The sequence below is a fragment of the Comamonas thiooxydans genome (assembly GCF_002157685.2).
Lineage (GTDB): Bacteria > Pseudomonadota > Gammaproteobacteria > Burkholderiales > Burkholderiaceae_C > Comamonas > Comamonas testosteroni_H.
The window spans coordinates 4,131,942-4,146,739 of record NZ_AP026738.1 but is presented as its reverse complement, the minus strand read 5'-3'; the positions used below and the strand labels follow the sequence as shown (position 1 = coordinate 4,146,739).

Sequence of the window (14,798 nt, the reverse complement as noted above, 5' to 3'; positions counted from 1 at the left end):
GCGTGTCTCTGTCGTGACCTTGGAGCCGCCTACAATCCGCCTCATCCATGAAGATTCTTATTTGCAATGACGACGGCTTCCAGGCCCCTGGCATCGTGGCTTTGCACGATGCGCTGCGCACCGTGGCAGACGTCGAAGTAGTGGCGCCCGAGCACAACAACAGCGCCAAGTCCAATGCGTTGACGCTGAACGCGCCGCTGTATGTGCACCAGGCCTATAACGGCTTTCGCTACGTGAACGGCACGCCCGCAGACTGCGTGCATATCGCGCTGACCGGCCTGCTTGGCTACCGGCCCGATCTGGTGGTCTCGGGCATCAACAACGGCGCCAATATGGGCGACGACACGATTTACTCGGGCACCGTGGGGGCGGCCATGGAAGGCTATCTGTTCGGTATCCCGTCGATTGCCTTCTCGCAGGTTGACAAGGGCTGGGCCGAACTGGAGGCGGCAGCTGCCACGGCCCGTCAGATGGTTCAGGAGATGCTGGCCCAGCAGTTGATCGGTACTGCTCCCTGGCTGTTGAACGTGAATATTCCCAATATGCCGCTGCATGCACTCAAAAGCGTCAAGCTGTGTCGCCTGGGGCGCCGTCATGCGGCAGAGCAGGCCATTCAGCAGCAAAGCCCGCGCGGCGAGACCATGTACTGGATCGGTAGCGCCGGCGCAGCCAAGGATGACTCCGAAGGCACGGACTTCCATGCCACGGCCCATGGCCATGTCTCCATGACGCCGCTCAAGGTCGATCTGACAGATCATGAAAACCTCGGCTATTGGGCGCAGACGGCCAGCAAGCTGGCAGGTCCATCCAACACATCGGCGGCCGCATCGTGAGCGAGCGTCGTCCGCCTCAGGTGCCGGGCTGGATTGCACGTTCCGTGCAGACAGGCACCAGCGCGGCGCGGCCGCCTGTTGCTCCCAAGCCCCTCAATCCCTTGCGTGTGGCCGCTTCGCCCGTGGGCGTGGGTCTGGATTCCTCCACGGTGCGCTCCCGCATGGCCCAGCGCATCGGTGCGGCCGGCGTCAGCAATCCCGCCGTGCTGCAGGCCATGGCCACGGTGGAGCGCCACCGCTTTGTCGACAGTGCTCTGGTCAACCAGGCCTATGAAGACACCAGCCTGCCTATCGGCCTCGGCCAGACCATCTCCAAGCCCAGCATCGTGGCCCGCATGATCGAGCTGCTGCTCGACTCCGATGCGGCCCGCAACGGGCAAGGGCGCGTGCTGGAGATCGGCACCGGTTGCGGCTACCAGGCGGCCGTGCTGTCCATGCTCACCAAAGAGGTTTATTCGATAGAGCGGCTGCGTGGCCTGCACGAGAAGGCGCGCAGCCATCTGCGCCCCATGCGCCTGTCCAATGTGCATCTGATCCTCGGTGACGGCATGGTGGGTTTTGCCAGTGGCGCGCCCTATGCGGGCATCATCTCCGCTGCCGGCGGTGATGTGGTGCCGCAGGAGTGGTGTGATCAACTGGCGGTGGGCGGGCGTCTGGTGGCTCCGGTCGTGGTGGGTGCGGGTAAGCAGGCACTGCTGGTGATTGACAAGAGTTCACACGGTTTTACGCAGACAGTTTTGGAAGCAGTCAACTTTGTCCCTCTAAAATCGGGGATCGCCTAGAAGGGAATAGCTTATGTTGGTATCGCGAAGTCTTGGTGCATGGGGAACGGCCGTGCTGGCAGGTGTCATCCTGGCCGGTTGTGCTGCCCAGGCAAACAGGGCTCCTGTGGAGGATCGCGGACAGTCGGCCTCCTCGTCTTCAACTGTGGACGTCAAGTCGCTGCCCGGCGCTGAAAATGCCGGCAAGCCGGGTTACTACACCATCAAGCCTGGCGACACTCTGATCAGGATTGGTCTGGAACACGGCCAGAGCTGGAAGGACATTGCTCGCTGGAGCAATCTGGACAATCCCAACGTGATCGAAGTCGGTCAGGTGGTGCGCGTGGTGCCGCCAGGACGCGAGGCGCCCGCCGCATCGTCCGGCTCGGGCCGCGGTGTCGCGCCCGTGGTTGTGGGTGGTGGCAGTGCCGCAACGACGACCACACCCGTGACTCCCCCCGCAGCAACTGCAACGCCCGTGCCTGCTACACCGGCCACGCCTGCAACCAGCCCGGCGCCTGTTGCCAAGGGAGCCGATGATGTGAACTTCATCTGGCCTGCCAGCGGCTCGCTGATTGCCGGCTTCGACGAGCAGCGCAACAAGGGCTACGACATCAGCGGCAAGGCCGGTGATCCCGTGGTGGCGGCGGCCGATGGCCGTGTGGTGTATGCCGGTGCCGGCCTGCGTGGCTACGGCAATCTCATCATCCTCAAGCACAACAACACCTATCTGACCGCCTACGCCCACAACCAGTCGCTGCTGGTCAAGGAAGATCAGGCCGTGAAGAAGGGACAGAAGATTGCCGAGATGGGCAGCACCGATGCCGATCGCGTCAAGCTGCACTTCGAAGTGCGTCGCCAGGGCAAGCCTGTCGATCCTTCGCGTTATCTGCCTTCACGTTGAGCATGGCCTCGCAACGCAAGCAAGCCGCACAAGCCCCTGCCCCGCAGGGGCTTGTGCCTTCTGACGCGGTCGAGCAGAGCTGGGACGAAGCAGCCGAAGACGCCATTGCCTCGGCGGAGGTCGAGAACCGCGAACTCATGGTCGGCACCGAGCATCACGGACAGCGTGTGGACAAGGTGCTGGCGCTGGGGGTGTCGGAGTTCTCGCGCAGCTATCTGCAGCAATTGCTGGCCGATGGTGCGGTCACGCTCAACGACAAGGTATTGATCAAGCCCTCGGTCAAGGTGGCCGTGGGCGATCGCCTGCGCGTGGAGATGCGGCCCACCCAGCAGAGCATGGCTTTCCAGCCCGAGGCCATGGATCTGCAGGTGGTCTATGAGGACGAGGATCTGCTGGTCATCAACAAGCCTGCGGGTCTGGTGGTGCATCCGGCTCCCGGCAACTGGACCGGCACACTGCTCAACGGCCTGCTGGCGCGTGACGAAAAAGCGCGCCAGGTGCCGCGCGCCGGCATTGTTCACCGGCTGGACAAGGACACCAGCGGCTTGATGGTGGTGGCGCGCAATCGCAGCACCATGGATGCGCTCATCAAGATGATTGCCGCGCGCGACGTGAGCCGTCAGTATCTGGCGCTTGCCCACAAGCAATGGGGCAGCCGCAAGCGCCGCGAGGTCGATGCTCCGATCGGCCGCGACCCGCGCAACCGCCTGCGCATGGCGGTGGTGGACCTGAATCTGCATCCCGGCAAGCAGGCGCGTACCGACTTCGATCTGCTCGATGGTGATGCAACTCACAGCCTGGTGCGCTGCACGCTGCACACCGGCCGCACGCACCAGATCCGGGTGCACATGGCTTCGCTCGGTCATCCGCTGATAGCCGATACGCTGTATGGCGGCCAGCCCGAGGGCGGACTGGAGCGCCAGGCGCTGCATGCCTTCAGGCTGGCCTTCGAGCACCCTGTGACGAGAAAGCCGCTGGTCCACTATGCGCCGCTGCCACAAGACATGGCCGGTGCACTGGATTTATGGGGTCTGCGTTACAATCTGCCGGAAAGCCTCTGACCATCACTCGCATGGCATCTTTGGGGCGCTTCCCTCTCTTCTTAGAATCAGGCGTCCCACCGCAGTCGGTGCGACAGCCGCTCCCGAAACGCTGCGCCCATGAATACGGTAGATGCCAAGCGGGTTCTTGAAACAGCATTGATTTGTGCCCCGCAGCCTGTAACGCTGCGGGAATTGCGCTCACTTTTTGATGATGTGCTGGGCTCGGACACGGTTAAGGATTTGCTGCTGGATCTGCAAAAGGACTGGGCCCTCAAGGGCGTGGAACTGGTGCAGGTGGCTTCTGGCTGGCGTTTCCAGAGCCGGCCCGAGATGCGCGTCTATCTGGACAAGCTTCACCCCGAGAAGCCGCCCAAGTACACGCGGGCGACGCTGGAGACGCTGGCCATCATTGCCTACCGTCAGCCGGTCACGCGGGGTGATATCGAGGACATTCGCGGTGTGACCGTGAACAGCCTGATCATCAAGCAACTGGAAGATAGAGGCTGGATCGAGGTCATCGGCCACCGTGAAACCGTGGGGCGGCCCGCGCTGTTTGCCACCACACGCCAGTTTCTCGATGATCTGGGTCTGCAGTCGCTGGATCAGCTGCCCATGCTGGAGGAAACCCAGGCCCAGCAAAGTCTGTTCAAGGCGCTGGATGGGGAGGTGGGCGACCAGACCGCCGTGCCGGAGGCCGGGGCCGAGGGCGCCCAGCGCCAGGAGGGCGTGGAGGCCGCAGAGCCGGCCGAGGTCGCTGCGGATACGGATGTCGTGACAGAGTCCGATGCGGCGGAGAGTGAGATCCTGGGTGCCCCAGATGAGGAAGATGGCGCCGAGGAGCTGCCGGATACCGATGCCGACCCTGTGGCGCAAGCGCCTGCAGAGCTTGTGTCGGAGCTTCAGCCCGAGGCGGATGCGCCAGAGTTGGAGCCATATCCGGACCAAGTGCAGAGTGATATTGAGCAAGATGCTACTGAAGAGATAGCGATTGAGCTGCCGGATTCGGAGCCAGGGCCGACTGAGGCGCCGCCAGCCGTGAGCAAGCCCAAAGCGGCCAGGCCCGCCAGGACTGCCAAGGCGGCAGAGCCGGAGCCCAAACCGGTGGCCAAGAAAGCCGGGCGTACCGAGTGGGTGGGCCTGAAGGCGTTTCTCGAGGATGACTACGGCAGCGACGACGAGGCCGAGGACACAAATACGAAAGCGCGGGCCGACGATGCCGTCGGGTCGGCAGAACAACGAATTGTGGAGGATGGCGATGGCGTCATCCCCGAAGGAAAACTGGAATGAACAACGAGACATCGAACCCGATGCCCGAGTCCGCAGCCGCTTCGCCCGAAGCCGAGCCGGTCAAGAAGACTCGCAAGCCCCGCGCAGCCAAGGCCGATGGGGTCAAGGATGCCACCGAGGCCAAGAAGCCTGCCGCACCGCGCAAGCGCGCCGGCGTCAAAAAGGACGCTGCTGCCGAGGCCAAGCCTGCGCGCAAGCGAGTGACCAAGCCCCGTACCGAAGAAGCCGTGGCCGTCGAGGAGCCGGTTCAGCCCGTGGCTGAGCAGGAGGTGGAGGCCCAGTCCCAGGACCATGACGCAGCAGATGCCGTCGTTGCGGAAGTGGCTGTGGAGAGCGCTCCCGCTCCTCATGGATCCAAGGGACGCAAGGGTCAGAACATCGACTTTGCCGATGTGATCTCGGGCGATTTCGACGACGAGGAAGAGAATGGCAGCGCCATGCCCGCCAAGCGCGTGCTTGCGCCCCAGGTTGATTCTCCCAAGCTGCACAAGGTGCTGGCCCAGGCCGGCATGGGTTCGCGCCTGGAGATGGAGCAACTGATCCTGGAAGGGCGCATCTCGGTCAACAACGAGCCTGCCCACGTCGGCCAGCGCATTCAGTTCGGCGATATCGTCAAGGTCAACGGCCAGCCCATCCGCTTCCGCATCGACCCGCCTCCCGCACGCGTGATTGCCTATCACAAGCCCGTGGGCGAAGTGGTGACGCATGACGATCCGCAGAACCGCCCCACGGTGTTCCGCAAGCTGCCCAAGCTGCAGCATGGCAAGTGGCAGTCGGTGGGGCGCCTGGACCTGAATACCGAAGGTCTGCTGCTGTTCACCAGCTCGGGCGAGCTGGCGAACTCGCTCATGCACCCCCGCTTCGGCCTGGAGCGTGAATACGCGGCCCGCGTGCTGGGCGCGCTGAGCAAGGAAGAAAAGCAGCGTCTGCTGGACGGCGTGCAGCTCGAAGACGGCGAAGCCAGCTTTGGTGCCGTGGAAGATGGCGGCGGCGAAGGTGCCAACTGCTGGTACCGCGTGACCATCTCCGAAGGCCGCAACCGCGAAGTGCGTCGCATGTTCGAGGCCGTGGGCCATGCCGTCAGCCGTCTGATCCGCATTCGCTACGGCGCCATGATGCTGCCGCGCGGTCTCAAGCGCGGCGCCTGGGTGGAGCTCGATCAGGCCGATATCCAGGCGCTGATGTCCGCAGCCGGCGTCAAGGAGCGTGCTCCCGTCGAGCGCAACAACGGCGGCGCCCGCGGTGCCAACAACCGTGGCGGCCGCAACAACCGCAGTGGCGGTCGTGGCAATGGCATGAATGCCGATCGCGCACCCCAGGGACGTCGTGAAGGCGGTGGCCAGCGCCGTGGCGAGTGGGACGGCAATCGTCCGGCACCTAGCGGCATGCTGGGTGACAACCCGCGCAACAAGTCCGGCGGCCGCTCCGGTGGCTCGGGCCGCTCGCAGGGGGGCGGTCAGCCCGACCCCATGCGCACCTCGGTGGGTTATATCGGCAGCGACAGCCTGTCGCGTGCCCGCCAGAACGCCAAGCGTCGCCCTGGTGGCGGCGGTGGTGGCGGTCGCCGCGGCGGTCGCTAAAAAGGCATCCGTAAGGATTTGAGTGCTGCCCGGACTTCAAGGTCTATGGCGGCACCGCTAAAATCAACTGTTTTGCTTTTTCGGCAAAAACCCATAGTAACCCTGATTAGGAAATAATCATCATGGCTATCGAACGTACCCTCTCCATCATCAAGCCCGACGCAGTTGCCAAGAACGTGATCGGCCAAATCTACGCCCGCTTCGAAGCTGCTGGCCTGAAGATCGTGGCTGCCAAGCTGGTGCACCTGTCGCGCGGCGAAGCCGAGCAGTTCTACGCTGTGCACGCTGCTCGTCCTTTCTTCAAGGATCTGGTGGACTTCATGGTCTCCGGCCCCGTGATGATTCAAGCTCTGGAAGGCGAAAACGCCATCCTGAAGAACCGTGAACTGATGGGCGCCACCGACCCCAAGAAGGCCGAGAAGGGCACCATCCGCGCCGACTTCGCCGACAGCATCGATGCCAACGCCGTGCACGGCTCCGACGCTGCTGAAACTGCTGCTGTGGAAGTTGCCTTCTTCTTCCCCGGCATGAACGTGTACTCGCGTTAATCCACGCTAGCTTTACAGCATGCTCTCGCTGACGCCAGCGCTTTGCATTCGTGCAAAGCGGGTGTCAGCACTTGAAGATGCTGGCCACGGCGTGGCAAACACCGTTCGCAAGACGCCTCGCCACATGCCGATATGACTACTAATTTGCTTGATTTTGACCTCGAAGGCCTGACCGCTTATTGCGAGCAGCTCGGGGAGAAGCGTTTCCGTGCGACGCAGCTGTTCCGCTGGATTCACCAGCGTGGCGCATCCGATTTCGACCAGATGACCGATCTGGCCAAGTCCCTGCGCGAAAAGCTCAAAAGCCGGGCCCACATTACCGCTTTGCCTGTGGTGACCGAGCATGTCTCGGCCGATGGCACCGTGAAGTGGCTGTTCGATGTGGGTGACGGCAATGCCGTTGAATCCGTTTTCATTCCTGAGGACGACCGTGGCACGCTGTGTGTCTCGTCCCAGGCCGGTTGCGCCGTGGGCTGCCGCTTTTGCTCTACGGGGCATCAGGGCTTCAGCCGCAACCTCAATACTGGCGAAATCCTTGCCCAACTCTGGTATGCCGAGCATTCGCTGCGCAAGCGCTTCGGTACCGAAGATCGCATCATCTCCAACGTGGTGATGATGGGTATGGGCGAGCCGCTGCAGAACTACAGTGCGCTGGTGCCTGCCCTGCGCGTGATGCTGGACGACCATGGCTATGGCCTGTCGCGTCGTCGCGTGACGGTGTCCACATCGGGCGTGGTGCCCATGATGGATCGCCTGTCGCAGGACTGCGCGGTGGCGCTTGCGGTGTCGCTGCACGCACCCAATGATCCGCTGCGTGACAACCTGGTGCCGCTGAACAAGAAGTACCCGATTGCCGAGCTGCTGGACGCCTGCGAGCGCTATCTGGAGTTCGCGCCGCGTGACTTCATCACCTTTGAATATTGCATGCTCGACGGCGTTAACGATCAGCCTGAGCATGCGCGCCAGCTGATAGAGTTGGTGCGCGCGCGCGGCGATGGCAAGAGCTGGTGCAAGTTCAATCTGATCCCGTTCAATCCCTTCCCTGCTTCGGGTTTGCTGCGCTCGCCTTCGGCTCGTGTGACCGAGTTCGCTACGTTGCTGAGCAATGCCGGCATCGTGACCACGGTGCGCAAGACCCGGGGCGACGATATCGACGCGGCCTGTGGTCAGCTCGCGGGCGATGTGAAGGACAGAACTCGCGCCGCCGAGCGTATGGCCAAGCAGCGTACTATCCCGCTCAAGCAGGTGTCTTGACGGAGTTTTGAATAAAGGACAATCAATGAGGGCAGTGGTACAGCGACCGGTTTGGCAACATTGGGGCTTGTTGGCCCGGTGGGGGGTACCGGTTGCGGTTGCGGCACTTGTGGGTTGTACTTCGACAACGACCACCACCACTTCCTCTACGTCCGTCCCCCAGGCTTCTGTGGTTGGCACGGGCGGGACCCAGGTCGCCGATGCCAATCGCCGTGCACAGATTCGCCTGGAATTGGCTGCCAATTACTTTCAGGCCGGGCGCCTGGATGTGGCCATGGATGAGGTGGGGCAGGCCTTGGCTGCCAAGCCCGATTACGCCGATGCATACGGCCTGCTGGGCCTGATCCTCATGCAGAACCAGGACTGGACGCAGGCGGAGATCGCCATGCGCAAGGCCGTGGATCTCAATCCGCGCGACGGCAACCAGATTCACAATTACGGCTGGATGCAATGCCAGCAAAAGCATTTCGACGTAGCCCAGCAGTGGTTTGATAGAGCCTTGCAGGCTCCGGGCTACCGTGAACAGCCCAGGACCCTGCTGGCCAAGGGCATGTGCTACCAGCAGGCAGGACAGTTGGAACTGGCCTACCAGAACATGTTTCGTGCCTACGAGATGGATGTGGGCAACCCCGCCGCAGGCTACAACCTGGCAAATGTGCTTTGGCTCAAAGGTGATCTGAAGAAGGCGCAGTTCTACATCCGGCGCTTGAATAACAATAGCAACCAGGCCAGTGCGGAAAGCCTCTGGCTGGGGATCAAAATAGACAGGGCATTGCACGACGACATTGGAGCGCGTCAACAGGCCGATCAGTTGCGCGAGCGTTTTCCTCAATCGCGTCAGTGGCTGGCCTATGAGCGTGGAGCTTTCAATGAATGAGGCTGCGGTGGAAGAGGAAACTATGCAAAGCGAAGAGCAGGTGCCAACTCAGGGGCAGGCCACGGCCGGGGTCTTGTTGCGTCAGGCGCGGGAAGCAGCCAGGATGCAGTTGCCCGTGATGGCTGCGACATTGAAGGTGCCGCAGCACAAGCTGGAAGCGCTGGAGGCCGATGACTATGCGGCCTTTCCCGATCATGTGTTCATGCGTGCTCTGGCCATGGGAATGTGCCGGACCTTGCATATCGATGCCGAATCGGTGCTGGCCAAGCTGCCACGCACCGAGATCAAAAGCCTTGCCAAAACAGGTCCTGGCATCAACGAGACCGTCAAGGTGCGCAGCAGCTTCAAGGTCACGGGTACACCGCTGGACTCCGGCAACAGCAGCTCTCGCAAGATTGCGGCAGGCGTTCTGATTCTGCTGGCGGCTGCCGCTGCCGTGTACTTTGTGCCATTCCAGCAGATGGTGGACGGCGCCGATGGGGCAGGCGCGCCAGCGCCGGCTCAGGCCCAGTCTGGCCAGGCGGCAGCGGTGAGCGCTCCGGCTGCAGAACCGCTTGCCCAGGCCGAGAGCGGCGCACAGGGCAGTTCTGCCGTCCCTGCGGCGCCGGTGACAGAACCTGTGTCGGTTGCTGCTGCGGCCGGCATGCCAGGCGACAGCGCTGCAGCAAGCGCTCCCGCACCTGTGGCAGCTGCCCAAACCGCAGCCCCGGCAACCGAGGCGGCTGTGCCCGTGACCGGCGCTGCCGGCCTGCTGGTGCTGAAGGTGAATACCGGCCAGTCCTGGGTCAAGGTCAGGGATGGAGCCGGCAAGGTGGTGCTGGAGAAGACCCTGTCCAAGGATGAAACTGCGACTGCCGAAGGCCAGTTGCCCCTGTCGGTGATTGTGGGCAATGCCAAGGGCACGCAGGTGACGGTACGTGGTGAACCCTTCGATATCTCGAGCACACGCGACAATGTGGCTCGCTTCGAGGTGAAGTAACCGTTCGAGGTAAACAAGAGTGCAAGATTCTCAAAGCTCGCAGCAGCTCAGCCAGGCGATAGCCATCGCCAGCCCGCTGCCGCGCAAATCGCGCCAGGCCCGGGTGGTGTGGCGCAACAACGTGGTCACCGTGGGGGGCGATGCGCCCGTGCGCGTGCAGTCCATGACCAATACCGACACCGTGGATGCGGTTGAAACCGCCATCCAGGTGCGCCAGCTGGCCCAGGCTGGCTCGGAGATGGTGCGCATCACGGTGAACACGCCCGAGGCGGCGGCGGCCGTGCCCTATATCCGTGAGCAACTCGACCGCATGGGCGAGTACGTGCCGCTGGTGGGCGACTTCCACTACAACGGCCATCGCCTGCTGACCGACTATCCCGATTGCGCCCAGGCGCTGTCCAAGTACCGCATCAACCCCGGCAACGTGGGCAAGGGCGACAAGAAGGACAAGCAGTTCGGCCAGATGATCGAGATCGCCGCCAAGTACGACAAGGCCGTGCGCATCGGCGTGAACTGGGGCTCGCTCGACCAGGAAATCATGGCCGAGCTGATGGACCAGAACAGCAAGCGTGCCCAGCCCTGGGAAACGCGCCAGGTCATGTACGAGGCACTGATCACCTCGGCCATCACCTCGGCCGAGCTGGCCAGGAACATGGGGCTGAATCCCGACAACATCATCCTGTCCTGCAAGGTCAGCGGTGTACAGGACCTGATTTCGGTCTATCGAGAGCTGGCGCGCCGCTGCGACTATGCACTGCATCTGGGCCTGACCGAGGCCGGCATGGGCACCAAGGGCACGGTGGCATCCACTGCTGCGCTGTCGGTGCTGCTGCAAGAGGGCATTGGTGACACGATTCGCGTCTCGCTCACGCCCCAGCCGGGTGAAGCGCGCACGCAGGAGGTCGTGGTGGCCTCCGAGATTCTGCAGGCCCTGGGTCTGCGCGTGTTCGTGCCCAGTGTCACCGCCTGCCCGGGCTGCGGCCGCACCACCAGCACCACTTTCCAGGAACTGGCCAAGAAGATTGACGATTTCCTGCGCGGTGAAATGCCGGTCTGGCGCACCCAGTTCCCTGGCGTGGAAGCCATGAAGGTGGCCGTGATGGGTTGCATCGTCAACGGCCCCGGCGAGAGCAAGCATGCCGATATCGGTATCAGTCTGCCCGGCAATGGCGAAGCGCCAGCAGCGCCCGTTTTCATTGATGGCGAGAAGGCCTTGACGCTGCGCGGCGAGCATATCGCCGAGGAGTTCCAGACCCTGGTGCTGGAATATGTGCAGCGCCGCTACGGCCAGAAGGCCTGAGCGAGTCGAGCGCTTGCAGCGGCCCGGCATGCGGGTGGTGATTGCGCTTGCTGGCACAATGCCAGCGAGCCAAGACTTTGGAATTGATAGCTGCTTGCGCACTATCTGTATGGATTTGAATTAGGTTTCTAGTTGAAGAGCATGATTGCCATGCGCAATATGCTCTTGTTTTGCTAGTAGCCCAAGTGTGAGACTTCACGTGGCCAAGAACGAAAAACTGACCGCCGTCAAAGGCATGAACGACATTCTCCCACCCGATTCGGCGCGTTGGGAGTGGTTTGAAGCCAAGGTGCGCGATCTGATGGGCCGCTTTGCCTATCGCAATATGCGCACCCCCATCGTCGAGCCCACGGCCCTGTTTGTGCGCGGCCTGGGCGAGGTGACCGATATCGTCGAAAAGGAGATGTACTCCTTTGAGGACCGGGCGGATAAGCATGGCCAGGCCGAGCATCTGACCCTGCGTCCTGAAGGTACGGCCGGCGTGGTGCGTTCGGTGGTGGAAAACAATCTGCTGTATGAAGGCGGCAAGCGTCTGTTCTACATCGGTCAGATGTTTCGGCGCGAAAAGCCCCAGCGCGGTCGCTATCGCCAGTTCCACCAGGTCGGTGTGGAAGCCCTGGGTTTTGCCGGTCCCGAGCTGGATGCGGAAGTGATTCTGCTGGCCGCTCAACTTTGGAAAGAACTGGGCATTGAAGGCGTGCGTCTGGAGCTCAACAGCCTGGGTCAGCCCGAGGAGCGCAAGACCCACCGCGAGGCGTTGATTGCCTACTTCGAGCAGCACACCGAGGTGATGGACGAGGAAGCCAAGCGCCGCATGTACAGCAATCCGCTGCGCGTTCTGGACACCAAGAATCCTGCCATGCAGGAAATGGTCAACGCAGCTCCCAGGCTGATGGACTATCTGGGCGATGCATCCAAGGCGCATCTGAAGGCTGTGCAGGACATTCTGGATGCCAACGACGTGGCGTGGAGCCTGAACCCGCGTCTGGTGCGCGGCATGGACTACTACAACCTCACGGTGTTCGAATTCATTACCGACAAGCTGGGTTCGCAGAGCACGATCTGCGGCGGCGGTCGTTACGACTATCTGATCGAGGAAATCGGCGGCAAGCCCGCTCCGGCCGTGGGCTGGGGCATGGGCGTGGAGCGCGTGCTCGAAGTGCTCAAGGAAGTGGGGGTGGAGATTCCCCAGCCCGCAGCCGATGTCTACGCCATCATTCCCGACGCCTCGGTGCTGCCTCAGGTCTTCAAGACCGTGCAGCAACTGCGTGCAGCCGGTGTGGCGGTTCAGATGCATGCGGCGGCCGGCGGCTCGGCCGAGGGCATGGGCTCGATGAAGTCCCAGTTCAAGAAGGCCGATGGCTCGGGTGCACGCTTTGCCCTGATCTTCGGCTCCGACGAGCTGGCCCAGGGCAAGGTGACTGTGAAGTCGCTGCGCGACGGCGAAGGCCAGCAGGTGCAGCAAGCTCTGGCGGACGTGGCCCTGTGGGCCGGCAGCCTAAAATCGGCGGTTTGATTTTCCGCACCTCGTTTTCCGACCAGCGTTCCATCCAATCTAAGTAGCCATGGCAAATCATCTCGATCTTGAAGAACAAGAGCAAATTGAGCAGCTCAAGCATTTCTGGAATTCCTGGGGAACTCTGATCACCAGCGTGCTGGTCGTGGTCTTTCTCGGACTGGCCGGCTGGAACGGCTGGCAGTACTGGCAAAAGCGTCAGGCCACCCAGGCCTCGGCCCTGGAGTTTGCCGTGGACGAAGCGCTGACGGCCAAGGATGCGGCGCGCGCCGACCAGGCTTTCAGCGAGCTGCGGGACAAGTACGCGGGCACGGCGCAGGCCGCCCAGACGGCTTTGCTGATGGCCAAGGCCTCGGTGGATGCCGGCAAGCTCGATGACGCCAAGGCTCAGCTGAACTGGGTGGCCGATAAGGGCGATGAAAGCTTCAAGGCCCTCGCCCGCATTCGTCTGTCTTCCGTGCTGGAGCAGCAAAAAAGCTATGACGAAGGCCTGAAGGTGCTTGAGGCGGCCATGCCCGAGTCCTATGTTGGTCTGCAGGCTGATCGCCGTGGCGATCTGTATGTGGCGCTGGGCAAGCAGACTGAGGCGGTTGCCCAGTACCAGGCTGCCTACAAGGCTCTGGACAAGGATCTGGACTACCGTCATCTGGTGGAATTCAAGCTGAATGCGCTGGGCGTGGCTCCTGAAGCCGCGACCCTGGTCAAGACAACGCCGTCGGAGAAATAATCTTGAAGACTTTTGCCCATCAAGTGAAGTTCGCTGCCCCCGCAGCGCAATCCGCAGCCCGTGTGCTGGTGCTGACTGCGGTGGCCGCGTCGCTGGCTGCCTGCTCCATGTTCGGCGGCAAGGACAAGCCAAAGCCCCTGGACCTGGGGCCCAATCCAGGCAAGATCGCGGTGCATCAGGCCTGGTCGGCCAAGCTGGGCAGCGAAGTGCCTCTGGCCATGCCTGCGCTGGTGCAGGGCAATACCGTCACCGTGGTCACCAAGGATGGCAGCGTTACGACGCTTGATGGCAATACCGGCAGCCAGTTGGGCAAGTTCAGTGCGGGCGAGCCGCTGACCACCGGTGTGGGCAGCGACGGACAGCGCACAGCGGTGGTTACACGCAGCAACCAGCTCATGGTGTTTGCCGAAGGCAAGCAGCTGTGGAAGAACAATCTGACCGCCGCAGTCTATACGCCGCCTCTGGTGGCTGGCGGCCGCGTGTTCGTGATGGCGGCTGACCGTTCTCTGGCGGCCTTCGATGCCAATACGGGTCGTGAGCTGTGGTCGGTTGAAGGCCCCAGCAATGAACCGCTTATTTTGCGTCAGCCAGGCGTTTTGCAGGCCGTTGGTAATAATCTGGTGGTAGGCGTGTCCGGACGTCTGGCAGGTGTTGATCCTGACAATGGCTCGGTGCGCTGGATGGCTCCTCTGGCCGCACCGCGCGGGACCAACGATGTGGAGCGACTGGTGGATCTGGTCGGTCCCGTCAGCCGTGTGGGCAGCAGTGTCTGCGCACGTGCGTTCCAGGCCTCGGTAGGGTGCGTGGATGTGAGTACGGCCAATGTGCGCTGGACGCAGACCTCCAAGGGTAGCGATGGCGTGGCGGGCGACGAGCAGGCCGTGTTTGGCGCGGAAGGCAACGGCACGGTACAGGCCTGGAATCGTGCAGACGGTCAGCGTCTGTGGTCCATCGACAAGCTGCAGTACCGCAAGCTGACGGCGCCTCTGGTGCTGGGCCGTTCCGTGGTGCTGGCCGATGATTTGGGGACGGTGCATATGCTCTCGCGTGAAGACGGCTCTGCACTGGCCCGTTTGGAAACTGACAAGGCAGGAGTTGCCACTTCCCCGGTTGTCGCCGCCAATACCCTGGTGATCGTCAGCCGAAGCGGAACTGTGTATGGCTTCAAGCCGGATTGATAGGTTGTTTT

The 14,798-nt window shown here is 62.5% G+C and carries 14 protein-coding genes; all 14 read left to right on the top strand.

What is annotated here, in order from left to right; translation table 11 throughout:
* The first annotated feature begins 47 nt into the window (after positions 1-47).
* The 14 genes from surE (at position 48) to bamB (ending at position 14,787) form a co-directional block, all read left to right on the top strand.
* Entirely contained in the window at positions 48-833 is a 786-nt protein-coding gene (gene surE, locus CTR2_RS19260) for a 5'/3'-nucleotidase SurE (RefSeq protein WP_087081819.1), read from the top strand.
* Positions 830-1,615, top strand: coding sequence for a protein-L-isoaspartate(D-aspartate) O-methyltransferase (locus tag CTR2_RS19255; RefSeq protein WP_087084508.1), 786 nt, complete (start codon positions 830-832; stop codon positions 1,613-1,615). Before surE ends, CTR2_RS19255 begins: the two co-directional genes overlap by 4 nt.
* 13 nt (positions 1,616-1,628) lie before the next feature.
* Positions 1,629-2,498 carry a peptidoglycan DD-metalloendopeptidase family protein gene (locus CTR2_RS19250; RefSeq protein ID WP_087081821.1) on the top strand — a complete coding sequence of 290 codons (870 nt, stop codon included), beginning with the start codon at positions 1,629-1,631 and terminating at the stop codon, positions 2,496-2,498.
* Positions 2,499-2,500: 2 nt separating this feature from the next.
* The gene (locus CTR2_RS19245) at positions 2,501-3,559 is read left to right on the top strand and encodes an RluA family pseudouridine synthase (RefSeq protein ID WP_087081823.1); all 1,059 of its coding nucleotides are present in this window, start codon (positions 2,501-2,503) and stop codon (positions 3,557-3,559) included.
* Between the two features lie 99 nt (positions 3,560-3,658).
* Positions 3,659-4,828: an SMC-Scp complex subunit ScpB gene (gene scpB, locus CTR2_RS19240; RefSeq protein ID WP_087081825.1), complete on the top strand. Its 1,170-nt coding sequence runs from the start codon at positions 3,659-3,661 to the stop codon at positions 4,826-4,828.
* Positions 4,825-6,408 carry a pseudouridine synthase gene (locus CTR2_RS19235; protein WP_087081827.1) on the top strand — a complete coding sequence of 528 codons (1,584 nt, stop codon included), beginning with the start codon at positions 4,825-4,827 and terminating at the stop codon, positions 6,406-6,408. The genes scpB and CTR2_RS19235 overlap by 4 nt, the downstream gene beginning before the upstream one ends.
* Positions 6,409-6,530: 122 nt before the next feature.
* A complete protein-coding gene (gene ndk / locus CTR2_RS19230) occupies positions 6,531-6,956 on the top strand; it encodes a nucleoside-diphosphate kinase (protein WP_003053316.1) in 426 nt (141 codons plus the stop codon).
* A 132-nt stretch (positions 6,957-7,088) separates the two neighbouring features.
* Positions 7,089-8,210: a dual-specificity RNA methyltransferase RlmN gene (gene rlmN / locus CTR2_RS19225; protein WP_034376389.1), complete on the top strand. Its 1,122-nt coding sequence runs from the start codon at positions 7,089-7,091 to the stop codon at positions 8,208-8,210.
* Between the two features lie 25 nt (positions 8,211-8,235).
* The gene (gene pilW, locus CTR2_RS19220) at positions 8,236-9,087 is read left to right on the top strand and encodes a type IV pilus biogenesis/stability protein PilW (RefSeq protein WP_254913247.1); all 852 of its coding nucleotides are present in this window, start codon (positions 8,236-8,238) and stop codon (positions 9,085-9,087) included.
* Positions 9,080-10,066, top strand: a complete 987-nt coding sequence (locus tag CTR2_RS19215; RefSeq protein ID WP_087081831.1) for a RodZ domain-containing protein — start codon at positions 9,080-9,082, stop codon at positions 10,064-10,066. Before pilW ends, CTR2_RS19215 begins: the two co-directional genes overlap by 8 nt.
* A gap of 19 nt (positions 10,067-10,085) precedes the next feature.
* Positions 10,086-11,366, top strand: a complete 1,281-nt coding sequence (ispG, locus tag CTR2_RS19210) for a flavodoxin-dependent (E)-4-hydroxy-3-methylbut-2-enyl-diphosphate synthase (RefSeq protein WP_087081833.1) — start codon at positions 10,086-10,088, stop codon at positions 11,364-11,366.
* Positions 11,367-11,565: 199 nt separating this feature from the next.
* Positions 11,566-12,882: a histidine--tRNA ligase gene (gene hisS / locus CTR2_RS19205; protein WP_012839174.1), complete on the top strand. Its 1,317-nt coding sequence runs from the start codon at positions 11,566-11,568 to the stop codon at positions 12,880-12,882.
* Positions 12,883-12,931: 49 nt separating this feature from the next.
* On the top strand, positions 12,932-13,609 hold the full coding sequence (locus CTR2_RS19200) for a YfgM family protein (protein WP_087081835.1): 678 nt from the start codon (positions 12,932-12,934) through the stop codon (positions 13,607-13,609).
* A 2-nt stretch (positions 13,610-13,611) separates the two neighbouring features.
* Positions 13,612-14,787 carry an outer membrane protein assembly factor BamB gene (bamB, locus tag CTR2_RS19195; protein WP_087081837.1) on the top strand — a complete coding sequence of 392 codons (1,176 nt, stop codon included), beginning with the start codon at positions 13,612-13,614 and terminating at the stop codon, positions 14,785-14,787.
* The last annotated feature ends 11 nt before the right edge of the window (positions 14,788-14,798 follow it).